The 20,352-nt window shown below is 59.4% G+C and carries 11 protein-coding genes; 1 reads left to right on the forward strand and 10 read right to left on the reverse strand.

Annotated features, from left to right (window positions below; all coding sequences use genetic code 11):
- Positions 1-73: 73 nt before the first annotated feature.
- From bcaP to ACFSO0_RS11235, 5 genes are all read right to left on the reverse strand, one after another.
- Positions 74-1,492: a branched-chain amino acid transporter BcaP gene (gene bcaP / locus ACFSO0_RS11215; protein WP_376880072.1), complete on the reverse strand. Its 1,419-nt coding sequence runs from the start codon at positions 1,490-1,492 to the stop codon at positions 74-76.
- 219 nt (positions 1,493-1,711) lie between these two features.
- Positions 1,712-5,596 (reverse strand): helicase-exonuclease AddAB subunit AddA, encoded by a 3,885-nt coding sequence (addA, locus tag ACFSO0_RS11220; RefSeq protein ID WP_376880074.1) that lies wholly within the window; start codon positions 5,594-5,596, stop codon positions 1,712-1,714.
- Positions 5,562-9,059, reverse strand: coding sequence for a helicase-exonuclease AddAB subunit AddB (gene addB, locus ACFSO0_RS11225; protein WP_376880077.1), 3,498 nt, complete (start codon positions 9,057-9,059; stop codon positions 5,562-5,564). Before addB ends, addA begins: the two co-directional genes overlap by 35 nt.
- A 15-nt stretch (positions 9,060-9,074) precedes the next feature.
- A complete protein-coding gene (locus tag ACFSO0_RS11230; protein WP_376880079.1) occupies positions 9,075-12,725 on the reverse strand; it encodes an AAA family ATPase in 3,651 nt (1,216 codons plus the stop codon).
- On the reverse strand, positions 12,722-13,966 hold the full coding sequence (locus ACFSO0_RS11235) for an exonuclease SbcCD subunit D (protein ID WP_376880082.1): 1,245 nt from the start codon (positions 13,964-13,966) through the stop codon (positions 12,722-12,724). The genes ACFSO0_RS11230 and ACFSO0_RS11235 overlap by 4 nt, the downstream gene beginning before the upstream one ends.
- 289 nt (positions 13,967-14,255) lie before the next feature.
- On the opposite strand from ACFSO0_RS11235, the gene ACFSO0_RS11240 reads away from it, so the two are divergent.
- Positions 14,256-15,080, forward strand: coding sequence for an MBL fold metallo-hydrolase (locus ACFSO0_RS11240; protein WP_376880085.1), 825 nt, complete (start codon positions 14,256-14,258; stop codon positions 15,078-15,080).
- A 100-nt stretch (positions 15,081-15,180) separates the two neighbouring features.
- Here the strand turns inward: ACFSO0_RS11240 and ACFSO0_RS11245 are convergent, their stop codons facing one another.
- From ACFSO0_RS11245 to ACFSO0_RS11265, 5 genes are all read right to left on the reverse strand, one after another.
- Positions 15,181-16,095 carry a COX15/CtaA family protein gene (locus tag ACFSO0_RS11245; protein ID WP_376880087.1) on the reverse strand — a complete coding sequence of 305 codons (915 nt, stop codon included), beginning with the start codon at positions 16,093-16,095 and terminating at the stop codon, positions 15,181-15,183.
- A 137-nt stretch (positions 16,096-16,232) separates the two neighbouring features.
- Positions 16,233-17,168 (reverse strand): heme o synthase, encoded by a 936-nt coding sequence (gene cyoE / locus ACFSO0_RS11250; protein WP_376880089.1) that lies wholly within the window; start codon positions 17,166-17,168, stop codon positions 16,233-16,235.
- Between the two features lie 112 nt (positions 17,169-17,280).
- A complete protein-coding gene (locus ACFSO0_RS11255; RefSeq protein WP_376880091.1) occupies positions 17,281-17,739 on the reverse strand; it encodes a DUF420 domain-containing protein in 459 nt (152 codons plus the stop codon).
- A 36-nt stretch (positions 17,740-17,775) separates the two neighbouring features.
- On the reverse strand, positions 17,776-18,669 hold the full coding sequence (locus tag ACFSO0_RS11260; protein WP_376880093.1) for a cytochrome c oxidase assembly protein: 894 nt from the start codon (positions 18,667-18,669) through the stop codon (positions 17,776-17,778).
- Between the two features lie 228 nt (positions 18,670-18,897).
- A complete protein-coding gene (locus ACFSO0_RS11265; protein ID WP_376880096.1) occupies positions 18,898-20,340 on the reverse strand; it encodes an NAD-dependent succinate-semialdehyde dehydrogenase in 1,443 nt (480 codons plus the stop codon).
- Between the last annotated feature and the right edge of the window lie 12 nt (positions 20,341-20,352).

The following is a 20,352-nucleotide window of genomic DNA, read 5'->3' on the forward strand; positions in this document are numbered from 1 at the left end:
CGAATGGGAGGCGGTTGTCAGATCGGAATAAAAAAAGACATGCCTTGTCCAAGACATGTCCTTTTTGCTATGCTTATCGATTTCTGGAAACTTCTTTTGCCAGAAGGCTGTGTCTGCGACCGTACAGGAAGTAAACAACCGCACCCACAATCAGCCAGACGACAAAGCCAACTTTGGTGAGCATCGGCAGGCTGTAGATCAAGTACCCGCAGAACAGTACGGCCAAAATCGGCACCAGCGGCACGAGCGGAACGCTGAACGCACGCTTCAGCCCCGGATTTGTATTGCGCAGGACGACAACCCCGATGGACACAAGCACGAAAGCAAAGAGCGTGCCGATGTTAGTCAGCTCTGCCAGCTTGTTCAACGGCAGCAAGCCGCTGAAGATGGCGACCAAAATCCCTACGATCAAGGTGCTTTTGCGAGGAACTTGCGTCTTCGCATGTACTTGCGAAAACGCCTTCGGCAGCAGACCGTCGCGGCTCATGGCAAAAAACAGCCTTGTCTGTCCGTACATCATCACCAACAGAACCGTCGTGATCCCCACGATGGCGCCGAGCGAAATGAAGCCCGCTACCCAATCCTGGTGGACGTAATTCAGCGCGAACGCCACCGGATTTTTGACATTCAGCAGCTCGTACGGAACGATCCCAGTCAGCGTCAAGGAAACGGCGATATAGAGCACCGTGCAAATCAGCAGGGAAGCAATGATCCCGATCGGCATGTTCCGCTGCGGATTGCGCACTTCCTCGGCCGCAGTCGAGACAGCATCAAAACCGATGAAGGCAAAGAACACCGTCGCTGCACCTGTCGCAACACCCGAAAAACCAAACGGCATGAAAGGAGTCCAGTTCGCCGGCTTGACATAGCCGATCCCGACAGCCAGGAACAGCAAAATGACAGCCACCTTGATGATTACCATGACAGCATTGAAACGGGCAGATTCTCGCGTTCCTTTCATGAGCAGAAGCGTAATGACAAAAATGATGAGAATTGCCGGCAAATCAATGATCGTTCCTTTGGCAGGGTCGAAAGCGCTGGTAAGGGCGACCGGCAGTTTGATGCCAAACCCTTCCAGAAGACCTTGCGCATATCCGGACCATCCACTCGCAACGGCAGCGGCTGCTACCCCGTACTCCAAAATCAAATCCCAGCCGATCATCCACGCGACCAGTTCCCCAAATGCAGCGTAGCTGTACGTGTAGGCGCTTCCAGAAACGGGAACGGTCGAAGCAAACTCCGCGTAACAAAGCGCCGCGAAGACGCAAGCAAGTCCAGACAGGACAAAGGAAAGCACCAATGCGGGACCCGCGTGCACCGCAGCGGCCACCCCTGTCAAAACAAAAATTCCTGTGCCGACGATCGCGCCGATCCCCAGCATCGTCAAATCAAAGGCGCTCAGCGACTTTTTCAACGAGCCCGCCTTGCTCTCTGATTGTTCCAGCAGTTGTTCCACTGCCTTTTTCCGCAATAATTGCCGACCTAATGACATGATCCCGAACCCCCAATGATGTCCAATCTTTCTTTTTTTTCTTTTTTCAGACTATAAACAGTTGCAGTTTGAACTACAACAGAAGAAATTATACACGGAGAGAATATAGGAATCAATCATTCTTTCTCTCAACGTGGAAAACTGATAGACCGCGTACAGCAAAAAAGCCGGTCCTGTTTACAAGACCAGCTTTTTTGGAGCACATCAGGCAGTTTTGGCTCACATCCGCACGGCAACGCCGCCTGCGAGCAAATACAGATAGCTGTCGATTTCCCGTTTCGTCTTCGTAATTTGCCGGACAGCACGGACGTACAACCGTATCTGCTCCTCGTAGCGCCTCGTCATTTCTTCGATGACGGCAGGCGAGGGCTCTTTTCCGATCCAGTCTGTCTTGAAGTCGATCAGTACCATCCGCCCATCATGGCTCTCCAGGAGACAGTCGATGACCCCCTGGACGATCACCTGCTCGCGGCTGTCATCGCCCAACTTTGGCTCCACCTCGCGCGCCGGAATGGTCATGGTAAACGGCAGCTCCCGATGGACGACTTTGGCCTGCTTCATCATCTGTCCCAACGGATCGGCAAAGAAGCGGGCAATCTGTCCGACCTCTACAGCCTGCAGCTGTTCCTCGGTCAAAAAGCGACGCGCAGCCAGATCTGCCAGCTGCTCCCGGATGTCTGCCTCATCGAGCGGCCGCTGCAAATCAATATGCTGCATGAGCAAGTGCGTGATCGTTCCCTTCTCGGCTCCGCTCAAGCGCTGCGGCTTCTGCTCCGCCAAAAACTTCGGCTTCTCCGTAATCGACGGCAGGACGACCGGTGTGCCGTCTTTGCCTTTTCGCGCCTGCCGCTTCAGCTTGCTGACGCTCCACTTCGCGGCCACGAGCGACGCTGCCGGATGCGGGTCACGCCAGCCCAAGGCATTCTCAATCTCCGCCCGAAGCACAGCGTCAGCCGGCCGTTCACTGATCGCCTCCCGTCTGCTCATCCGCTCCCACAAAGCCGCTTCGTCCGCTTGCGCAGATGCTTGTTCGCGCAGCTCATCGGCTTTGTAAAAGTGAAACGACCACTTTGAATCATCCGGGATGGATCGCGCGCGGACTACTTCTCCCGTCCCCGCTTCTTGTGGATAGGCGCGGAGCGGTCCGGCGTCCGGATGGCGCAGCAGCGCCCGGCCAACCCAATCAAGATAGCCTTTGGCCTGAATCAGATCCTCGTCACTTAGCCGCTCGCCATCTCCCTGCCTTGCCCAATCAGCGACGCTCCTAGCCAGGTCTTTGCAGGAGCCGAGCAAGATCAGCTTCTCGCGGGCACGGGTCAGCGCCACGTAAAGCACACGCATTTCCTCTGCCAGCATGTCCCTGCGCAACTGCTGGCGGATACCCAGTGCGGCCAGGCTCGGATAACGCAGCCGCAGCGCAGGCTCGAATGCCATCGGTCCGAAGCCGAGATCCTTGTGCAGCAGAAACTGGCTTTTCAGATCCATCGTATTGAACTGCTTGCCCATCCCCGCCACAAAGACGACAGGGAACTCCAGCCCCTTGCTCTTGTGGATCGTCATGATGCGCACGACATCCTCGTTCTCCCCGATGGTCCGCGCCTCGCCCAGGTCGTTGCCACCCTCCTGCAGCCGATCGACGAAGCGCAAAAAGCGGAACAGGCCGCGATAGGAGCCGGCCTCGTACTGGCGGGCACGGTCGTACAGGGCGCGCAGGTTGGCCTGGCGCTGCTTGCCGTTCTCCAGTGCCGCCACGTAGTCGAGATAGCCGGTCTCTCGGTAGAGGACGGACAACAGTTCCGACAGCGCACCGCGCCGTGCCTGCGTCCGCCAATCCCGCAGCTGTGCGAAGAAGTAGCGCAGCCGCTTTTCCCAGCCTTCCACTGCCGGCTGCTCTTTAGCGTACTGGTGAACGGCCTGGTGAAACGGACCGCTGGCGTAGCGAATCCGGATCTGCGCCAGGTTTTCCTCGCGCAGGCCGACGATGGGCGAGCGCAAGACCGCCGCGAGCGGAATGTCCTGCAGCGGATTGTCGATGACGCGCAACAGGGAGAGCATCGTCTCCACCTCGGTCGCGGAGAAGTATCCGGCCGTCTGCTCCGCATAGACCGGGATTCCCGCCTTGCGCAGCTCCTCCTGCATCGTCTCGCCCCAGCCCGAGGTGGCCCGCAGCAAAATGACAATATCGCGGTAAGCCAGGGGCCGCAGCCCTCCCGCCTTTTTGTCGTACACGAGCAAAGGCTCCTCGCCTTCGCCCGGCTCCATCCAGCGGCGAATCCGGCTGGCGATCAGTCTCGCTTCCAGCTGGGCCACGCTCGCTTCTTCTACGCTCACTGCTGCGCCATCCGGGACAGCCGCTCCCTCTGCTTCGTCTCCCTCGTCCGCTGCTGGCTGTCCTGCTGCATCCGCCTCGCTGCCTTTCCGGTCGATGAGATGCACTTCCGTCTGCAGGCGACCTTCCTCCACATCAGGGTAGGACGCCCGATTGATCAGCTCGGCAGACGGATCGTAATCGATCTCCCCGACTCCCGGCGACATGATCTGCCGGAACAGGAAGTTGACCGCGTCCACCACTTCCCGTCTGCTGCGGAAGTTGGCTGCGAGGTCGATACGCTCGCCGGGCAAAACGGCAACGCTGTCTGCCGAAGCAGCTTCCTCGCTGTCCGGTGAAGCCGGCTCGGCTCCCGCCAGCAATGCAGCCTTTCCTTGCTTCTGGTAGGTAAGGTACTTTTCCAGAAACAGCTTGGGCTCCGCCAGACGGAAGCGGTAAATGCTCTGCTTGACGTCTCCGACCATGAAGCGGTTCGCCGCGCCATTGGTCGGGACATCGCGGGAGACCATCTGCAGCAGCGTTTCCTGCACCAGATTGATGTCCTGGTACTCGTCGACGAGAACTTCCGCAAATTGCTCGCGCAGCTGCAAGGACACCTGCGACGGCGCAATGGTGCCGTCCTCCTGCTTCTCCGTCAGGACGCGCAGGGCAAGGTGCTCCAGATCGCCAAAATCGACGAGGGAGCGGGACTTTTTCTCCTGCTGGAATGCCGCCGCGAATGCCGTCACCAGCCGCGACAGGGTGTGCATATGCGGAGCGATCGCCTGCAGGTCGGCCACGTACTGATCCGGCGACATGGAAAAATACTGCTCGATCAGTTCGCCCAGCGCCTTTTTCACACCGTTGCGCAATTCCTGCACCTGCTCCTTGATGTCAGGGTCCGTACCTTTGACCGGCGGCAGCTTCGCAAACGTTACCCCGCGCATCGCCTGCTGCGTCGCTTCCCAGCCCGTGCGGCACGCGTCGCCGGCGCGTTTCAATGCATCCGCCTCCGCCTCAAGAAGCGGCAGATAGGCTGCGGGTCCTTCGGGTGAGGATGCGAGTTGGACCGCCCGGCGCAGCTTGCCTTCCAGTCCGGCAAGCTCCAGCTCCAGGGAGCGCAGGACGCTATTGGCCCACGGCAGCCCGTCTATCCCGACACTCCCGGCTTCGACGAACATATTTGCCGCATCCTGCAGCCACCGCTCCGGCTCGGGATGGCTGCGGGAAAACTCGTACAGCCGCAGCAGCAGGGTCGCCAGCACCTGGTCGTCCTGCCCGTCCAGCATCATGTCTGCGAGCGCGTGGAAGTCGGCATCGTCCTCGTACCAGCTCTCCAGCTGTTCCTCCAGAACGTCCTGCCGCAACAGCTCGCCCTCCAGCTGGTCGGCGATGCGGAAATCCGGGTCGAGGTCGATCAAATAGTAATACTGGCGCAAAATGCCAAGGCAAAACGAGTGCAAGGTCGTAATCGTCGCCCGCTGGAGCAAGGCCAACTGACGGCGCAGATGGGCGGAATGCGGGTCCTCCTTCAACGCTTTGCGCAAGGCGTCGCCAATCCGGTGGCGCATCTCCGCCGCCGCCGCGTTGGTAAACGTCACGACGAGGAGCTGGTCGACGCCGATCGGCTCTGTCTCGTCCATGATGCGGCGAATGATTCGCTCCACGAGCACAGAGGTCTTGCCGGAGCCGGCTGCCGCCGCTACGAGCAGATTGCTGCCGCGCCGGGTAATCGCCTGCCATTGTTCATCTGTCCACTGATCAGGCTTGGCCGTGGCGAGCTGTTGGGTCGTCATGGGCTGTCTCCTCCTCTCCGTTCAACTGCTGTTCCAGCATGCTCCATACTTGCTTGTTGTTCCATTTCGTCAACTGGCGATGCTGATTGCCGCCTGTCTCGCCGTCAAACTGGCAGACGGGCTTGTACGCGCAGTAGTCGCACGCGGTCATGGTTCCATTTGAATACGGGGCGATCTGTATTGCGCCATTGGTCATTTGTGTGCCGATCTCCTTGACCGTATCGCGGACATAGGTCGTCAAAGCCTGAAACTGCTCGGCGGTCGCCACGGAGGAGCGGGATCCGAGCGTCCCGTCTTTTTTGATCTCAAACGGCAGCAGTTCGGAAGCGCCTTGCTCCACATGCGCATCCATCATCCGCACCAGCTCCGGGTCTGCCAGCATGAGTCCCTTCATCCGCAGCCGCTTGGCGCGTTCGCGGGCCGCCTCGTCCGACGACAGCAGCCGCTTGGCCGTCACGAACGGGTCTGCCACCTGGTAGTAGAAGACACCGCCCATCTTCGCCCGTTTTCCCAGCCATTCCTCCGCATTGGCGACCACGACATCGAGGTAGACCAGCAGCTGCAAGTTGAGCCCGTTCCACACATCGGAGAGCTGGAGCTGCTTGGGGCTGGATTTGTAGTCGATCACCCGCAGGTACGGCACGTCCCCGTCCAGCGATTGGTCGACCCGGTCAATCCGGCCGATCAGCTGCAGATCGACGCCGTTATCCAGCTGGAGCGCAAGACCCGGCAGTTCGCCGTTCGGGCCGAATGATACCTCCAGCCCGACCGGAGCGAAGCGGCTGCGCTTGGCGTGCTCGCCCAGGACGTAAATCGCCCGGCCGACTGCCCGCTTCAGCTTGCCCGACAAGAAGCGATACCGCGCCGTCCGCGTCAAAATGCTGCTTCTCGTGGCAGGGACGAGTTCCTCGACGACCTCGCTCGCCAGTTCCATGCTGCTTGCTTCCGTCAGCCTGCCCCACTCGAGATTTTCCGCGTTCATCTTCTCTACCGCCCGCTTCAGCGACGCGTGGAACAGCTCGCCCACATCAAAGCGTTCGAGCTTGTACATCGTACGCTCGGACAGCCGCAATCCGTGCGAAGAAAAGTGCGAGAACGGACAGGACTGGAAGCGCTCGAGCCTGGATACGCTCATCTTCAGCTGCTTGCCGTACAGGCCAAAGCTCGTCTCCTGTGCCAGCTGGCTCGGCAGATTGGCGTAACGCAGCCCTGACAGCAGCCATTTCTCCCGGGCCGCATCCTCCGAGCAGCGAATGAACCAGTCGTACACCTCCCACCAGAAAAGGGGCAGCTCGCCCGTCTTTTTCATCGCCCGCAGCAGCGTGAGCAGATGGCTGAACACGCGCCTTGGACTGCCCAGCAAAAAGGCGTCCGTCGCTGGATCTCCCGTCGGCTCGTTATGGAAAAACGGATGAGTAATCTGCGGCAGCACTTCCTTCACCCGCGAAAAGACGGAGGAGGGAAGCAAGGCAGCCCCTTCGTGATCTGCCAGCGCACAGGTCAGCATCAGCCGCTCCGACGGCCTCGTCAGCGCCTGATAGAGCAAGTACGGCTCCGCCATCAGCCGCTGTCTGGCGCTCGGAGCCAGCTCGACCCCCAGCTCGGCGAGCCGCTCGCGCTCCGCCTCGTCGAGAATGCCTTCTTCTTTGGGCCGAAGCGGAATGACGCCTTCGTTTACGCCGAGCACAAACAGCGCCTTGACGTCAGGCTGGCGCGAACGCTCCATGGAGCCGACCAGCACCTGATCCAGCGCCGGCGGGACCAGACCGAGTTCGATGGTCTCCAGCCCCGTGTCGAGGACGCGAGCGTATGTAGCCACATCCATGGACTCCTCGCCCATGACCTCCACGATTTGATCCATCAAGTGGATGAGACCTGACCATACTTGCCCGTGCACCTGTGCCGCATCCAGATCACCCTGCTCCTCCGCCCTGCGCTGCCAATGCTCCAGCCTGCCCGGCACATCGAGCGATACGAGCAGATGGTACAGGGCCTCGGTCATGGCGCGGACACTTTTGCCGGCTGCCTGCCTGATCTCTTTCTCAAAGGCGAGCAGCGGTGCGCTGTACTTGCGGCGAAGCGCATCCGCCGCCGCGTCTTCCTCGGCCCCGGCGCTTCCGCGAAAGCGCCAGGCCGCTTCGTCCGCCCACTGGGAGCCGTAGACGCCGTGTGCCAGCACGTAGTTTTCCAGCTGATCCACTTCCTTGCGCATCGTGGATTCGTCGAAAATGTCCGCCGCGATCAAATCCGTCTTCAGGCAGCGGAACACCGCGTCGTAGCGCCAGCGGGTCACAACTACCTCCAGCGCGGAGCGGACCAGCTCCACCAGCGGATGATGCAGAACGGTGCGCTTGTGGTCGAGGAAGTGAGGAATGCCGTAATCCGTAAAGACCGCGCTGATTTCATCCGCGTACGTCCCGATCTCCCGCAGCAGAATGGCCATGTCCCTCCAGCGATACCCTTCTTCCCTGGCAAGCTTCAAGATGTGGAGCGCGACCGCTTCCACCTCGGATCTCCTGTTCACCGCCGACAAGAGAGATACCTCTCCTGCTCTTTTGGGCGCTGGCGCCTCTCCCGGATCACCCCACTGAAAATAGCTTTGCTCGAGGTGCCCAAGCCAAGGGCTTTCCGCAAAGCGCCTCGCTTCGCTTAGCAGCAGGGGCGGCTCGATGCCCACTCCCGCTTCACGTGCCATCAGCTCCAGCGACTGGTAGGTGCGCAGGGTCGGATGGAACAGTCCCAGCTCGTCGACGGAGGCATTACGCTCTGCCGGATCGAGGGTGAGGGCGATGGTCACTTTCCGGGCATGGATCATCAACTGCTCGATCAGGCGCAGCTCCTGATTGGTGAAGCCCGTGAAGCCGTCGATGAAAATCTCCGACCGCCGGATATAGGCGGAGTCGCGCACCATGACGGCCACCCGGTTCAAAATGTCGTCGGCGTCGCAATACCCCCCGGCCAAATACTGCTCGTAGGCCGTCATGATGAGCCGCAGATCGCTCATCTTTTGATTCAGGTTCGCGCTGCCCCACTCCAGATTTTCCGAATGCGCCAGTGTGACGCCGTACGATTTGAACTCGCTGATCAGCCGCCCGAGCTGGGAGGCAAATCCCGGCTGGAGTGCAGATCGCGCAAACATCTGCAATTCTTCCTTGTGCCGCTCCAGCAGCATGCGCAATACCATGTGCTTGCCCAGATCGTCCACGGGAACCAGGGTCAAATCCCCCAGCTCCTGCAGCAAGCGATGCCCCAGCCTGCCGAAGCTGAGCACCTGTGTTCCTATGACCCCGTCCAGACCGGGCAGCGTTGCCAAGGCGTATTCTTCCTGAAAGCTGGCTTGCTCAGGGACGAGCAAAATCATCGGCGCCCCCAGCGGATCGTCCTTCAGCCTCTCTTGAATCCGCTGGTGAATCGCTGTCGTTTTCCCGGTCCCTGCACGTCCCAGCACAAATTGAACGGCCATGCCTTTCTCTCCTCGCTATTCCATTTCCAGATGCAGCCTGCTTCCCGCCCCCATCGGCTCCGCAGGTGTGACGACCAGCCTGCGCGGCATCCGCACGCGAATTTCCGGTACGTGGCTGATGACCCCGATCGTGAAGTTGTCCATGCGCAGCCGCTCCAGGGCATCCATGACCACTTCCAAAAGCTCGGGGTCGAGCGTCCCGAAGCCTTCGTCCAGGAAAAAGAACTCCAGCCGCCCGCCGCGCATCTGAATTTCCATCGAGAGCGCCAGCGCGAGCGACAGGGAAGTCAGGAACGTTTCCCCGCCTGACAAGGTGCTCACCGGACGGCGCATGCCGCCTGCCGCCTCATCGCGCAGGACGAACTCCCCTTCGTCGCCGATCTCCAGCGCATACCGGTTGGCCGTCATCCGCCGCAAATGGTACGACGCATCGCGGGCGATCGACGCCAGCTTTTCCTCCGCGATGAACTGGACGAAAGCCTTGGCCTCAAACAGCTTTTTCAGCTCCTCGAGACGGCTCTGCTCATCCTGCTGTTCGCCCAGCTGCTTTTGCAGCTCCAGCCACTTCTCGTGATTGCTCTCCATCCGCTCTACCTGCTGCTTGGCTACGGCGACCTGCTTCTGCACCTCCTGGAAGGTCTGCTCCCACGCTTCCCATTCCTGCTTGGCGAGCAAAAACTCCTCGCTGGTCACGGATCGGCCTGCCAGCGCCTGCACCAATCGCTCCTGATCGTACCGATGCTGATCCCGCGCCCGCTCGAAAGCCTCTACAAGAGAAACGGCCTTTTGCAGTTGATCCCGTTCCCCGTACAGCCTACGCACCTGCTCGATCCCTTCCATGCCGCTCTCCGCCAGCGATTGCTGCAACGCCTCGTGCGCCTCGGCCCGCTCCCGCGTCAATACAGCGTAGGCTTCGGTGTGCTTGACCAGATTGTTCTGCACCGATTCCCGCAGGGCTGCTGCTTCTTTTCGTATCGCTTCCGCATCCGCCACGGCCTGACGCAAACCTCCAAGCGTCTCCTCGATCTGGCGCAGACGCTCCCTTGCAGGTTGTCCGCCTGTGCGCTCCAGCCATTGTCCGTGCCTTTGCTCCCACATCCGCTTGCGGTCTTCGAGCTTTTCGGCCACCGCCGCCTCGCGCGACTTCCATTCGCTGCGCTGTGCTCTTGCCGCATCGCACCGCGCCAATAGCGTCCCGCGCAGGTGCTCTTTTTCCGCCCGAATGCTCTGCAGTCCCGCCATTTGGCGGTCGCGTCGGCCCACTTCCTCATAGTGACGCTCGATCTCGTCAATCAGCATGTCCTGGCGCTTGGCATCCAGCTCCGCTGCTGCCTGCCGCATTTTCTCCTCTGCCGTTTGCAGCCTGCTGTTCCCTTCTGCGATTGACTTGTCCAACTGCTCGAGGATCAGGGCGCTGCGCTCCAGCAGCCCTTTCTGCCCCGCTTCTTCCTCGCGCAGCGCGTCGATTTGCTGCACCAGTTTTTCCCGCTGCTCCTTCAGCTGCTCACGCCGGGCCTGCTTTGCCGCCAGCTCTTTTTCCTCGCGCTGGTAGACGGCGAGCAGCTCCTCGAAGGACTCGACAGCCCATGTCTCCCCGTGTGCGCGGCATTCGTCCCGGAATGCCTGCTCGCGCGCGGCCAGCGCGTCCCGCTCGTGCTGCAGAGCAGCCAGACGCTCCTGGAAGGCAGCCTGCTCGCCCTTCGCGGTAAGCAGTGCCTCCCTCGCCAGCCCTGCCGCACGCTCCGCCTCTCGCAAAGCCTCTTCTGCCGCTTTGCTGCGCGCGCGCAGCCCCTCGCCTTCGGAGCGGTCGTCCTCCTGCTCTGGATGCCTGATTTCTCCGTGCTTGTGATGCGTGGAACCGCAAACCGGGCATTCGTCGCCATCCGCGAGACGTTCCCGCAAGTAACGGGCCATGTTTTCCTGCTGCCAGCGCTCCAGCGACTCGCGCAGTTCAGCAAAGTGAGCCTGCTGCCGGGCTGCCTCTGCTTCCTTGGCTTCGCAGTCCGCCAAAAGAGAGCTCCACCGCGCCTCTGCCGCCTTTTGCTCGGCGCATGCCCGCTCCCACTTTTGTTGCAGGTCCGCTGCCTGCATCTTCACTTCCCGCCACTGGCGGCCTACCTGCTTCATCTCTGCCAGGACGTTCCGCGCCTGCTCCCATTCGCTGTCGGAGAGAACCGGCTGGGCGTCTGCTGCCGCGAGCTGCTGCTTGGCCTGCTCCAGCCGTCTGGCACTTTCCTCCCACGACTGGCGCTGCCGCTGTGCCTGCTCCAGGGCCTGCTCGCGCTGCTGCCCGGCCGCCTGTACCTCGTCCTGCAGTTCCCGGCACTTGGCCTGCTCACGCTCCCACTGCTGTCTCGCCTCGCGGGCAGCCGACACCTGCTCGCGCCACTCCGGCGTGACGACGGCCTGTCTCATCTGTTCGTCCAGCCGCTTCCACTCCTGCTCCCAGACGCGCAGCGCTTCCTCGTCCTGCGCCAGCTGCTCCTCCGTCTGCCGAAGTCCATCGACGATCTCTGCCTTTTCCCGCTCCAGACGAGACCATTCTTCGCGAATCGACGCCAGCTCCGCTTCCCATTCTTCCGCCTGTGCCAGCCTCCCTTTTTGCGTGGTCAGTTCCGGCTCCTGAGCCAATAGTGTCGATTGGGCCTGCAGGTATTCCTGCTCCGCTTTCTCCATGCGGACTCGCGCTGATTCCTGCTCTGCCCGGCTGCGCTCCACAGCCTGTCCGGTCAACAGCCATTCCTGGTCCAGCCGCTCCCATTGCGTCAGCAGCGGGAACAGCCTGATGCTGGCCTCCCAGCCGCGTATCCGCGCTTTCCACGACTCGATCTCGGGCTCGCGTGCCGCGAACTGCTGCAGTTGCTCCTGCACGCGGGTCAGCTCCTGCTGCCATTGGTACAGTTGCTCCAGCTCCCTGCGCTGTTCAGCCAGCTCCTGCTTTTGCCGCATGAACTCCTGTTCCTTTTCCGCCGCTTCCGCCCACGTCTGACGGGCCGTCTCCAGCGCCTCGTAGCCGGCGTCGCCTAGCGCGGCTGCCGCCAGTTGCAGGCGGTGCAGCTGCTCTCTGGACTGCTCCAGCGCATGACGAACGCGCTCGCTAAGTTTCTCCCCGTAAATATGCAAGCGGAACATCCGCTGCAGCATCTCGTTGCGCTCGCTTCCCTTCAAGGTCAAAAAGCGGGAAAACTGCCCCTGCGGCAGCACGACGGCACGGGTAAAGTCCTGCAGCGTCAGCCCGATCAGCGCTTCAATCGCCGCTGTCGCCGCCGTCGCCTTGGACTCGAGCACCACATCCGGCTCGCCTGTCAGGGCGCCGGATTGAATCAGCCGCACCTCCGGCTGGCGCTTGTTGCCCTTTTTGTCCAGCCCGAATTCCCGCTCAATCGTGTATCGTTTGCGGTCTGCTCCCTTGCCCAGGTCGAAGGTAAAGGAGACGAAGACGCGCTGCTCCAACTGATTGAGCACATCCTTGGGGTGGTTGCCGCCGCCCAGACGCACGACCTGCCCGTAGAGCGCGAGCGTAATCGCATCCAGGATGGTGGACTTGCCGCTGCCCGTCGGACCGAAAATCCCGAACAGTCCCGCCTGGCAAAGGATTTCAAAATCGACCTCCTGCATTTCCCGATAGCTGTGCATGCCTGCCAGCTTCAATCGTATCGGCTTCATTCCGCTTCCTCCTCTCCACCGGTTTCGGCCAGCAGCCGCTCGAACATCGCTACCAGCCGGTCGTCGGGCTGCACGCCGCGTTTCCGTTCATAGAAGCGGCGAAACAGCTGCTCCGGCGTCAGCTCTGCCAGCTCGACGCGCTCCTCCCCGCCGTCCTCGTCCCGGTCATCCCGCACGACGACGCGCTGTATCTTGATGAAATCATCGCTTAACTTGCGCAAACGCTGAAATTCGGCCGGGTCGATCACGTCTGACACATGCAGCTCCAGATCGATCCATGCCCCGGCATCCCGGCCTTCCGCCAGCCAGCGCTCTACCTGCTCGATCCCTTCTGTCGCCTTCCAGCGCGCCAGAGGCCGTCCGCTCGTCAGGTAGACGATCTCCTCCCGCACTTCTGTGCCCGGCACGACATCGACCAGCACCACAGCCTTGCTCTGTCCTGCCTCGGAAAAGCTGTAGGACAGGGGCGAGCCGCTGTAGCGGACGATCGGCTTGTCCCGAAGCTTTTGCAGCCGATGCAAGTGGCCCAGCGCCACGTAGTCCGCCTTTTCCGGAAAAGCAAGCGGCGAGACGGTCATCGCCCCGCCGATTTGAATCGGCCGTTCCGAGTCCGTCTCCAGCCCGCCCATGACAAACAGATGGCTCGTGACCAGATTGACCGTATCGTCGCGAAAATGACGGGCAAGGTCAGCCAAAAGCTCCGCGATCCGCCCGGAGAAAGCAAGCTGCATCTGCTCCTGGGTAAAGCTCTCCGAAAGCAGCTCCTTCAGCCTCGACTCCGACGGATATGGCAGAGCGAGCACGACGGCATGATGCTCGCAGCCCGGCACGGCAAGCTCCAGCCAGGAAGGCCCCCCGGCGACGATCCGCACGCGGTCAGACGGCGCCTCCTCCATGATGAGCGGCGCTTCCTTCGGCAATCCCAAAAGGACAATCCCGTGCTTCGTCGCCAGCGGCGCTGCCGCCCGGACCCGCTCCGGCTGATCGTGGTTGCCCGCGATCACGACCACTCCGCGCGTACCTTCGCGGGAAAGCCGCTCCAGCGCATCGTAAAACAGTTCCTCCGCCCAAGCAGGCGGATTGACCGAATCGTAGACATCGCCTGCGATCAGCACAAGGTCGACGCTCCTCTCGTCCGCGATCCGGCACAGCTCGTCCACAAACGCGGCCTGCTCGGCCCGGCGGTCCCGCCCCTCGAGCTGCCGCCCGAAATGCCAGTCGGCCGTATGTAAAATGCGCATCGGTTTCATCCTTTCATGACGATCATGTGTTTGCTATTTATTGTAACAAAAGACAGCAGGGTGCGCGGTTGAAATTTACGCCACTTTCGCAGTTTCTGTTCATCCAGCGGCGCGGCGCGTGCATCACGCCACTTGTCGTATGGGGAAAAGGGCAGTATCGTAAGAAGCGTGGAGCGGTCGTTAGCATGAGACTTCCTTTGTACCGCTCAGGAGGACATACCAGTCGAGCGGCAACGGTCTTTTGGCATCCTCCCCCTCCATTCACCCCCTGAAAGGAGAACAACCTCCCATGATTCAATACACCGACGAGCGCGTCACCGTATTTCAAAGTGCGCTGTACCAGACTACGTCCACGGTCATTTCACTGGACGAGCACATCATCATCGTCGATCCGAACTGGCTCCCCGATGAAATCCGGGACATTCAGGACTTTGTCCGGTCGATTCAGGGAGACAAGGAGCTGTACCTGCTCTTTACCCACGGCGATTTCGACCACATCATCGGCTACCGGGCCTTTCCCGGCGCCAGGACGATCGGCAGCCGCGCCTTGCGCGACCATCCGAAAAAAGAGCACAAGCTCCGGCTCATCCGCGAATTCGATGCGACCCATTATTTGACGCGCGACTACCCGATCGAGTTCCCCGAGCTGGACATCGTTATCACGGAGGATCGCCAGCAGCTCGTCCTTGGCCAGACGACCTTGCACTTTTTCCTCGCTCCCGGCCATTGTGCAGACGGCCTGTTTACCGTCGTCGACTCGCTGGGGCTTTTCGTCGCGGGTGACTACCTCTCCGACTTCGAGCTGCCGTTCATTTACGACAGCGCCAAAGCGTACGTAGAGACCATTCAGCTCGCCCAAAAGATCATCGACGAGCACCGCATCCGCCTGCTCGTCCCCGGCCACGGACAGACCACCGACAACCGGCAGGAGATGAAGCGGCGGGCGCATTTGGCTCTCGACCATCTGGAGCGCCTGACGCAAGCCGTCATTGCCGGGGACGAGGTCGCCATTGCCAGTCTGGAAAAGGAGCACGCCTTCTTCTCCCCCACGACGCAGGAATCGCACCGGGAAAATGTCCGCATCATCCGCAGCGAATACGGCGAAGGCCGCTGACGGCAAGGATGGAACTGCAGGCAAAAAGGGAAAAGCCGCTTCCCCCCATCGCAGGGAAAGCGGCTTTTTACGCGATTTTCAAAGTATGCATCTTCGGCGTTCATTTCCTGAGCGTATGGGGGCGAGGCTTCTTCCCGGCCTGCAGACACATATAGCAGATGACGCCAAACAAAATCGTGATGATCATCGAATGCAGCAAGGTCGTATACAGATGCAGCCTGGACAGAATGACAAAGCCGCCGCTGAACACTTGCAGAAACACGAGCACGAGCGCGATCAGACTCGCTCCGTACAGATCGCGGCGCGACTTGCGGAAATGCTTGGCTGCGTAGATCGCATTCGCCACCAGCAAAATCAAAAATAACAGCGCCCCCATCCTGTGCGCGAACTGGATGCCTACATGACCGGACAGCTCCGGAATCAGCTTGCCCTCGCAAAGCGGCCAGTCGCTGCACGCCATGCTGGAGCCTGTGTGCCGCACGTACGCTCCCAGATAGACAACCCCGTAGGCGTAAAGCGCCAAAAACCAGATCCAGTTGCGAAATCCCCTTGGCACCTCTCCTTGCACCATGCTCTCCATCTTGTGCCGCTGCAGCACGAAGCCGGTGAGCAAAAACACGCCGGTAAAGGCCAGCAGGGAAAATCCGAAGTGAAGCGCGAGTACAGCAGAAGACTGCGGCCAAATCACAGCGGAAGCCCCAAGGATCGATTCCAGTACGATGAAGAACAAGCCGAACAGGGCGAGGTTGCGCACCTCCCGAATCCCCCGGTAAACTCGCCAGCACAGCACCGAGAAAACGATCACCACGATGCCGGCAATGCCTGTAATCAAGCGATGCGTATATTCAATGATCGAAGCGAGCGTGTACTCCGGTACCCATTTGCCGTTGCAGAGCGGCCAGTCGTTTCCGCAGCCCAGCCCGGAATCCGTTTTGGTGACCAGCGAACCGGCAACCATGACGATGAACATGACGATTGTCGCAAACACGGCGAGAGGTTTCAGCCATTTTTCCATAGTGAATGCACCTGTTTCCTGTGAGGATGGAGGTCTGTCCCAACGTCAGACCTCTTGCGTATTGTCCTCTCTTACGATAAGGAAACATCCCCTGCCAAGCAAGGGATGTTCCGTGAACATTTCGTGAGTGTTATGTGTCAATAATAGTTCACCATTGTGCTGATGACGACCGCCGCGCAAAAGACAGTCAGGTAAAGAATGGAGTAGCCGAACAGCTTGCGCGCCCATGCGAGGTCGTCCTTGGCACGGAAGCCCTGGAACAACAGCACCATGTAGATGATCCCCATGATTCCCATTACAGCCAGATAAACGTAGCCGACGCTGCCGTGAATGAACAGCAAGAGGGACGCCGGGAACAGGACAGAGCCCCAGAGCACCATTTGACGTTTCGTTTCCGCAAAGCCTTTGACAACGGGCAGCATCGGCAAATTCCCTGCGCGATACTCATCTGTCTTGAGCATCGCCAGCGCGAGGAAGTGCGGCGGCTGCCACAGGAACAGAATCAGGAACAGAAGCCAGGCAGCCGGGTCCATGTTGTTGGTAACCGCCACCCATCCGATCACGGGAGGAGCAGCGCCGGAAATGCCGCCAATGACCGTGTTGAGCGTCGTAACGCGTTTCAGCGGCGTATAGATCAGCACGTAGAAAATATGGCCGATCAGGCCCCATACTGCTGCCAGCGGATTGGCGAACACAGCGAGCACGGCCAAGCCCGCCAAAAGCAAGCCAAGCCCGACGAGCAGCGCATTGCGGGGCGAGATGCGCCCGGCTGCTACGGCCCGGTTTTTGGTCCGTTTCATTTTCAAGTCCAATTCACGATCGTAAAAATTGTTCAACGCCGCACCAGACATGATCACCAAAGCGGTGCCAAGCATGGTGAGGATCGCTAGCTTCCAGTCTGGATAACCGAAGGATGCCAACCATAGAGCAGCAAACGCGGTCATCAGGTTGGACATGGTAATGCCAGGCTTTGTCAGTTGCACATAGTCGCGAAAGGTTGCCTGTACTACCGGTTGTGCCTGCAAGGCAGTATCGGCTTCAAGCGAATCCTGCACAGTTACTTGCTGGTCCACATCTTGTACCTCCTGTCCGAATCTATCTGAACATCCGAAATCGCAATAGACAAACTATCTTTCATTCTATCGAATCCTCGTAAAGCAAGTCAACACGGCTGCCGCCTTCCCATTACTTTCCAAAGATCACGTCGATGACGCCCGCTGTTTCCCCGCCCGGGTAGATCAAGTACAGCAGCGTATAGACCGTTACCCCAGTAATGGCCGAAATAAACCAGACGATGGACGTCCACGGACCGATTTTTCTGTGCTTGGCAAACTCTTTCTTGTAGCCGTAGCGAAGGGTGATCAGCCCCATCACGCCGCCTACCGTCGCCAGGATGATGTGGAAGAACAGGAATGTCTGATAGATCGGTTTCAGACTGTCCGGACCACCGAAGTGCGTGTTCCCGACAAACGCCGTACGGGACACGTAGGTAAGAAAGAAGAGCGTCGCAAAAATAGCGGCCCACTTCATGATTTTCATATGTTTCTCGGTTTGCCGCTTGGCAATCGCGTACCAGCCAAACGCGACCAAAATTCCGCTGATGGCGATAAACGATGTACTGATCGTGGGCAACAAGATGGACATTTCCTACACCTCATTCACATATATGACAATCTTTTTCTATACACGGCCTTCTTCGGCGGCAGGCGTCTTCATCAGGATGGGCGCAGTCTGCTCCATCGGCAGATCGTCCTGCTTCTCCTGTTTATACCAGTTGTAGAAGACGTAGGCAAGCACCGAGCCGTACACAAACTCCTGAATCAGCTTCATGATGATCCCGCCCAGGCGTTGGTCACTGGAGGCAGTAAGGCTTGCAATCAGCCGGGGAGCCTCCTTGTATGTGGCATACAGCGGGGTATCAGCAAAGATAATCAGCGCACAGGCGGGAGTAATCAACACGCCATTGGCAAAGATGTACGCCAGCTTTTTCAATCCGGCCAGTTGCTTCTTGCTGTCCGACAGCGGGCTTACAATCGGCCACCACATGGAAAAGGCAGTGAGCAAGAGCACGACATGGTATGCCGTCATCCATCCATGATGGAGCGCAACGGCGTCGAAAATGAACGGGACATGATAGAACGAGAACAGTGCGTTAAACAGCAACGACGCCACTACAGGCTGTGTCATGATCCGCAGCAAGAATTTCAGCCATTTGGGTTGAAAGATCTTTTCCAGGAGCCACTCCGGCAGTGCCAATAGCACGAGCGGGGGGATGGCAAAGTACAAAATCGCCTGCTGCAGCATGTGAAAACTAAACAGGTAATGATGACCGAAATAATTGACAGGACTCCCTTGTGCCGCATAAAACAGGAGCAATGCGAGAACAAACAGGCTTTTTTGTTTGATGGTCGCCGGTGTGGCGCGGTCAAACCTTTGATGAAACGGACCTGTTATCAAGAAATAGGCTATCGCAAAAAGCAAGGTCAGCAGCATCACGTCCGGACTCCACAAATCGGAAAACGATGCGCCTCCCACGCCTGAAGACACGCCATGCAGGTGGTGCTGACTATCCATAAATATCCTCCCTTCATACTAGAAAGGGTGCCCTCTATACAATCTCCATTATACCGTTGATCGCACGTTCTTTCCCGAATAAAAATGAACAAAGTGTTGACAAATCACCGTCCATTTATGCTGATTCTGCTGGGAAGCCAACCGCTGCGAAAACGCTTCTCCCTCGCAGTTGAAAAAAGAGAAAGGCCATCCCCTGCCGGGACAGCCTCCCCCTGTTGAACGATTCTCTTACAACCCGAACGAAACGAACTTCGTTTCCAAATATTCATCCATGCCGTAGCGACCGCCTTCGCGGCCGATTCCGCTCTCCTTGAACCCGCCGAACGGTGCCTGAGTCTGGGTCGGCGCGCCGTCGTTGATGCCGACGATGCCGTATTCCAGCTGCTCGGCCATGCGGAAGCAGCGCTGGTTGTCGCGGGTGTAGACATAGGCAGCCAGACCGTAGCGCGTGTTGTTCGCCTGTTTGACCACCTCTGTCTCGTCGGTGAAGCGGACGATCGGCACGACTGGGCCGAACGTTTCTTCATAGGAGATTTTCATCTCGTCGGTGACGTCGGTGATGACGGTCGGCTCGCAGTAGAAGCCTTTCGCGTAGTCGCCCTCGGTCAGGCGCGCCCCGCCGTGTACCACTTGGCCGCCCTTTGCTTTGGCGTCTTCGATGTGCTCCAGTACCTTGTTCAGTGCACGCTCGTTGACGAGTGGACCGATTTCCGTTTCTTTCTGGCGGCCGTCCCCGACCTTGGCCTTTTTCAGGCGCTCGACCAGTTTCTCTGTGAAAGCGTCTGCCACATCGGCATGCACGTACAGACGGTTGGTGCAGATGCACATTTGGCCGGAGTTGCGGAATTTGCTCTCAAAAAGGCCTTTCACCGCCGCATCCAGGTCAGCGTCGGCGAACACGATGAACGGCGCATGGCCGCCCAGCTCCATGCTGACGCGCTTCACCTGCTTCGCTGCGCCTTCCATCAAGAGCTTGCCGACGCGCGTGGAGCCGGTGAAGCCAATCTTGCTCAGTTTCGGATTGTCGATGAACTCCTGGCCGACTGCTTCCGGCTTGCCGATGACGAGGTTCACGACGCCTTTCGGGAATCCGGCTTGCTCGATCAGCTCGAACAGGCGGATCGCGGACAGCGGCGTGCTTTCAGCCGGCTTCAGTACGACCGTGCAGCCTGCTGCCAGCGCCGGAGCGATTTTGCGGGCCACCATGTTGACCGGGAAGTTCCACGGCGTGATCGCGCCCACGACACCTACAGGCTGACGAAGAACCATGATCCGTTTGTTGGCGACCGAAGACGGAATCGTCTCGCCGTAGACGCGTTTGGCTTCCTCTGCGTACCAGACGAAGTTGTCAGCGGCGCCCAACACTTCTCCCTTGGCTTCGCCGATCGGCTTGCCCATTTCGGCGGAGATGATGCCTGCCAGCTCATCGCGGTGACTTTTCACCAGCTCGGACAAATTGTACAAATATTTGGAGCGTTCACGCGCAGTCAATCGAGACCAGGTGGCGAATGCTTCATGTGCTGCATCGATTGCTTTTTTCGCTTCGCGGCCGTCACCGAATGCGACGGACCCGACTGCTTCTCCAGTGGCCGGGTTGATGATCTGCAGCGTTTCCCCGCTTTCTGCAGATACCCATTCCCCATTGATATACATTTGCTTGCTCTCACCCATGACACTCGCTCC

Origin of the sequence: Brevibacillus sp. GCM10020057 (assembly GCF_042683565.1) — a bacterium.
Taxonomy (GTDB): Bacteria; Bacillota; Bacilli; order Brevibacillales; family Brevibacillaceae; genus Brevibacillus.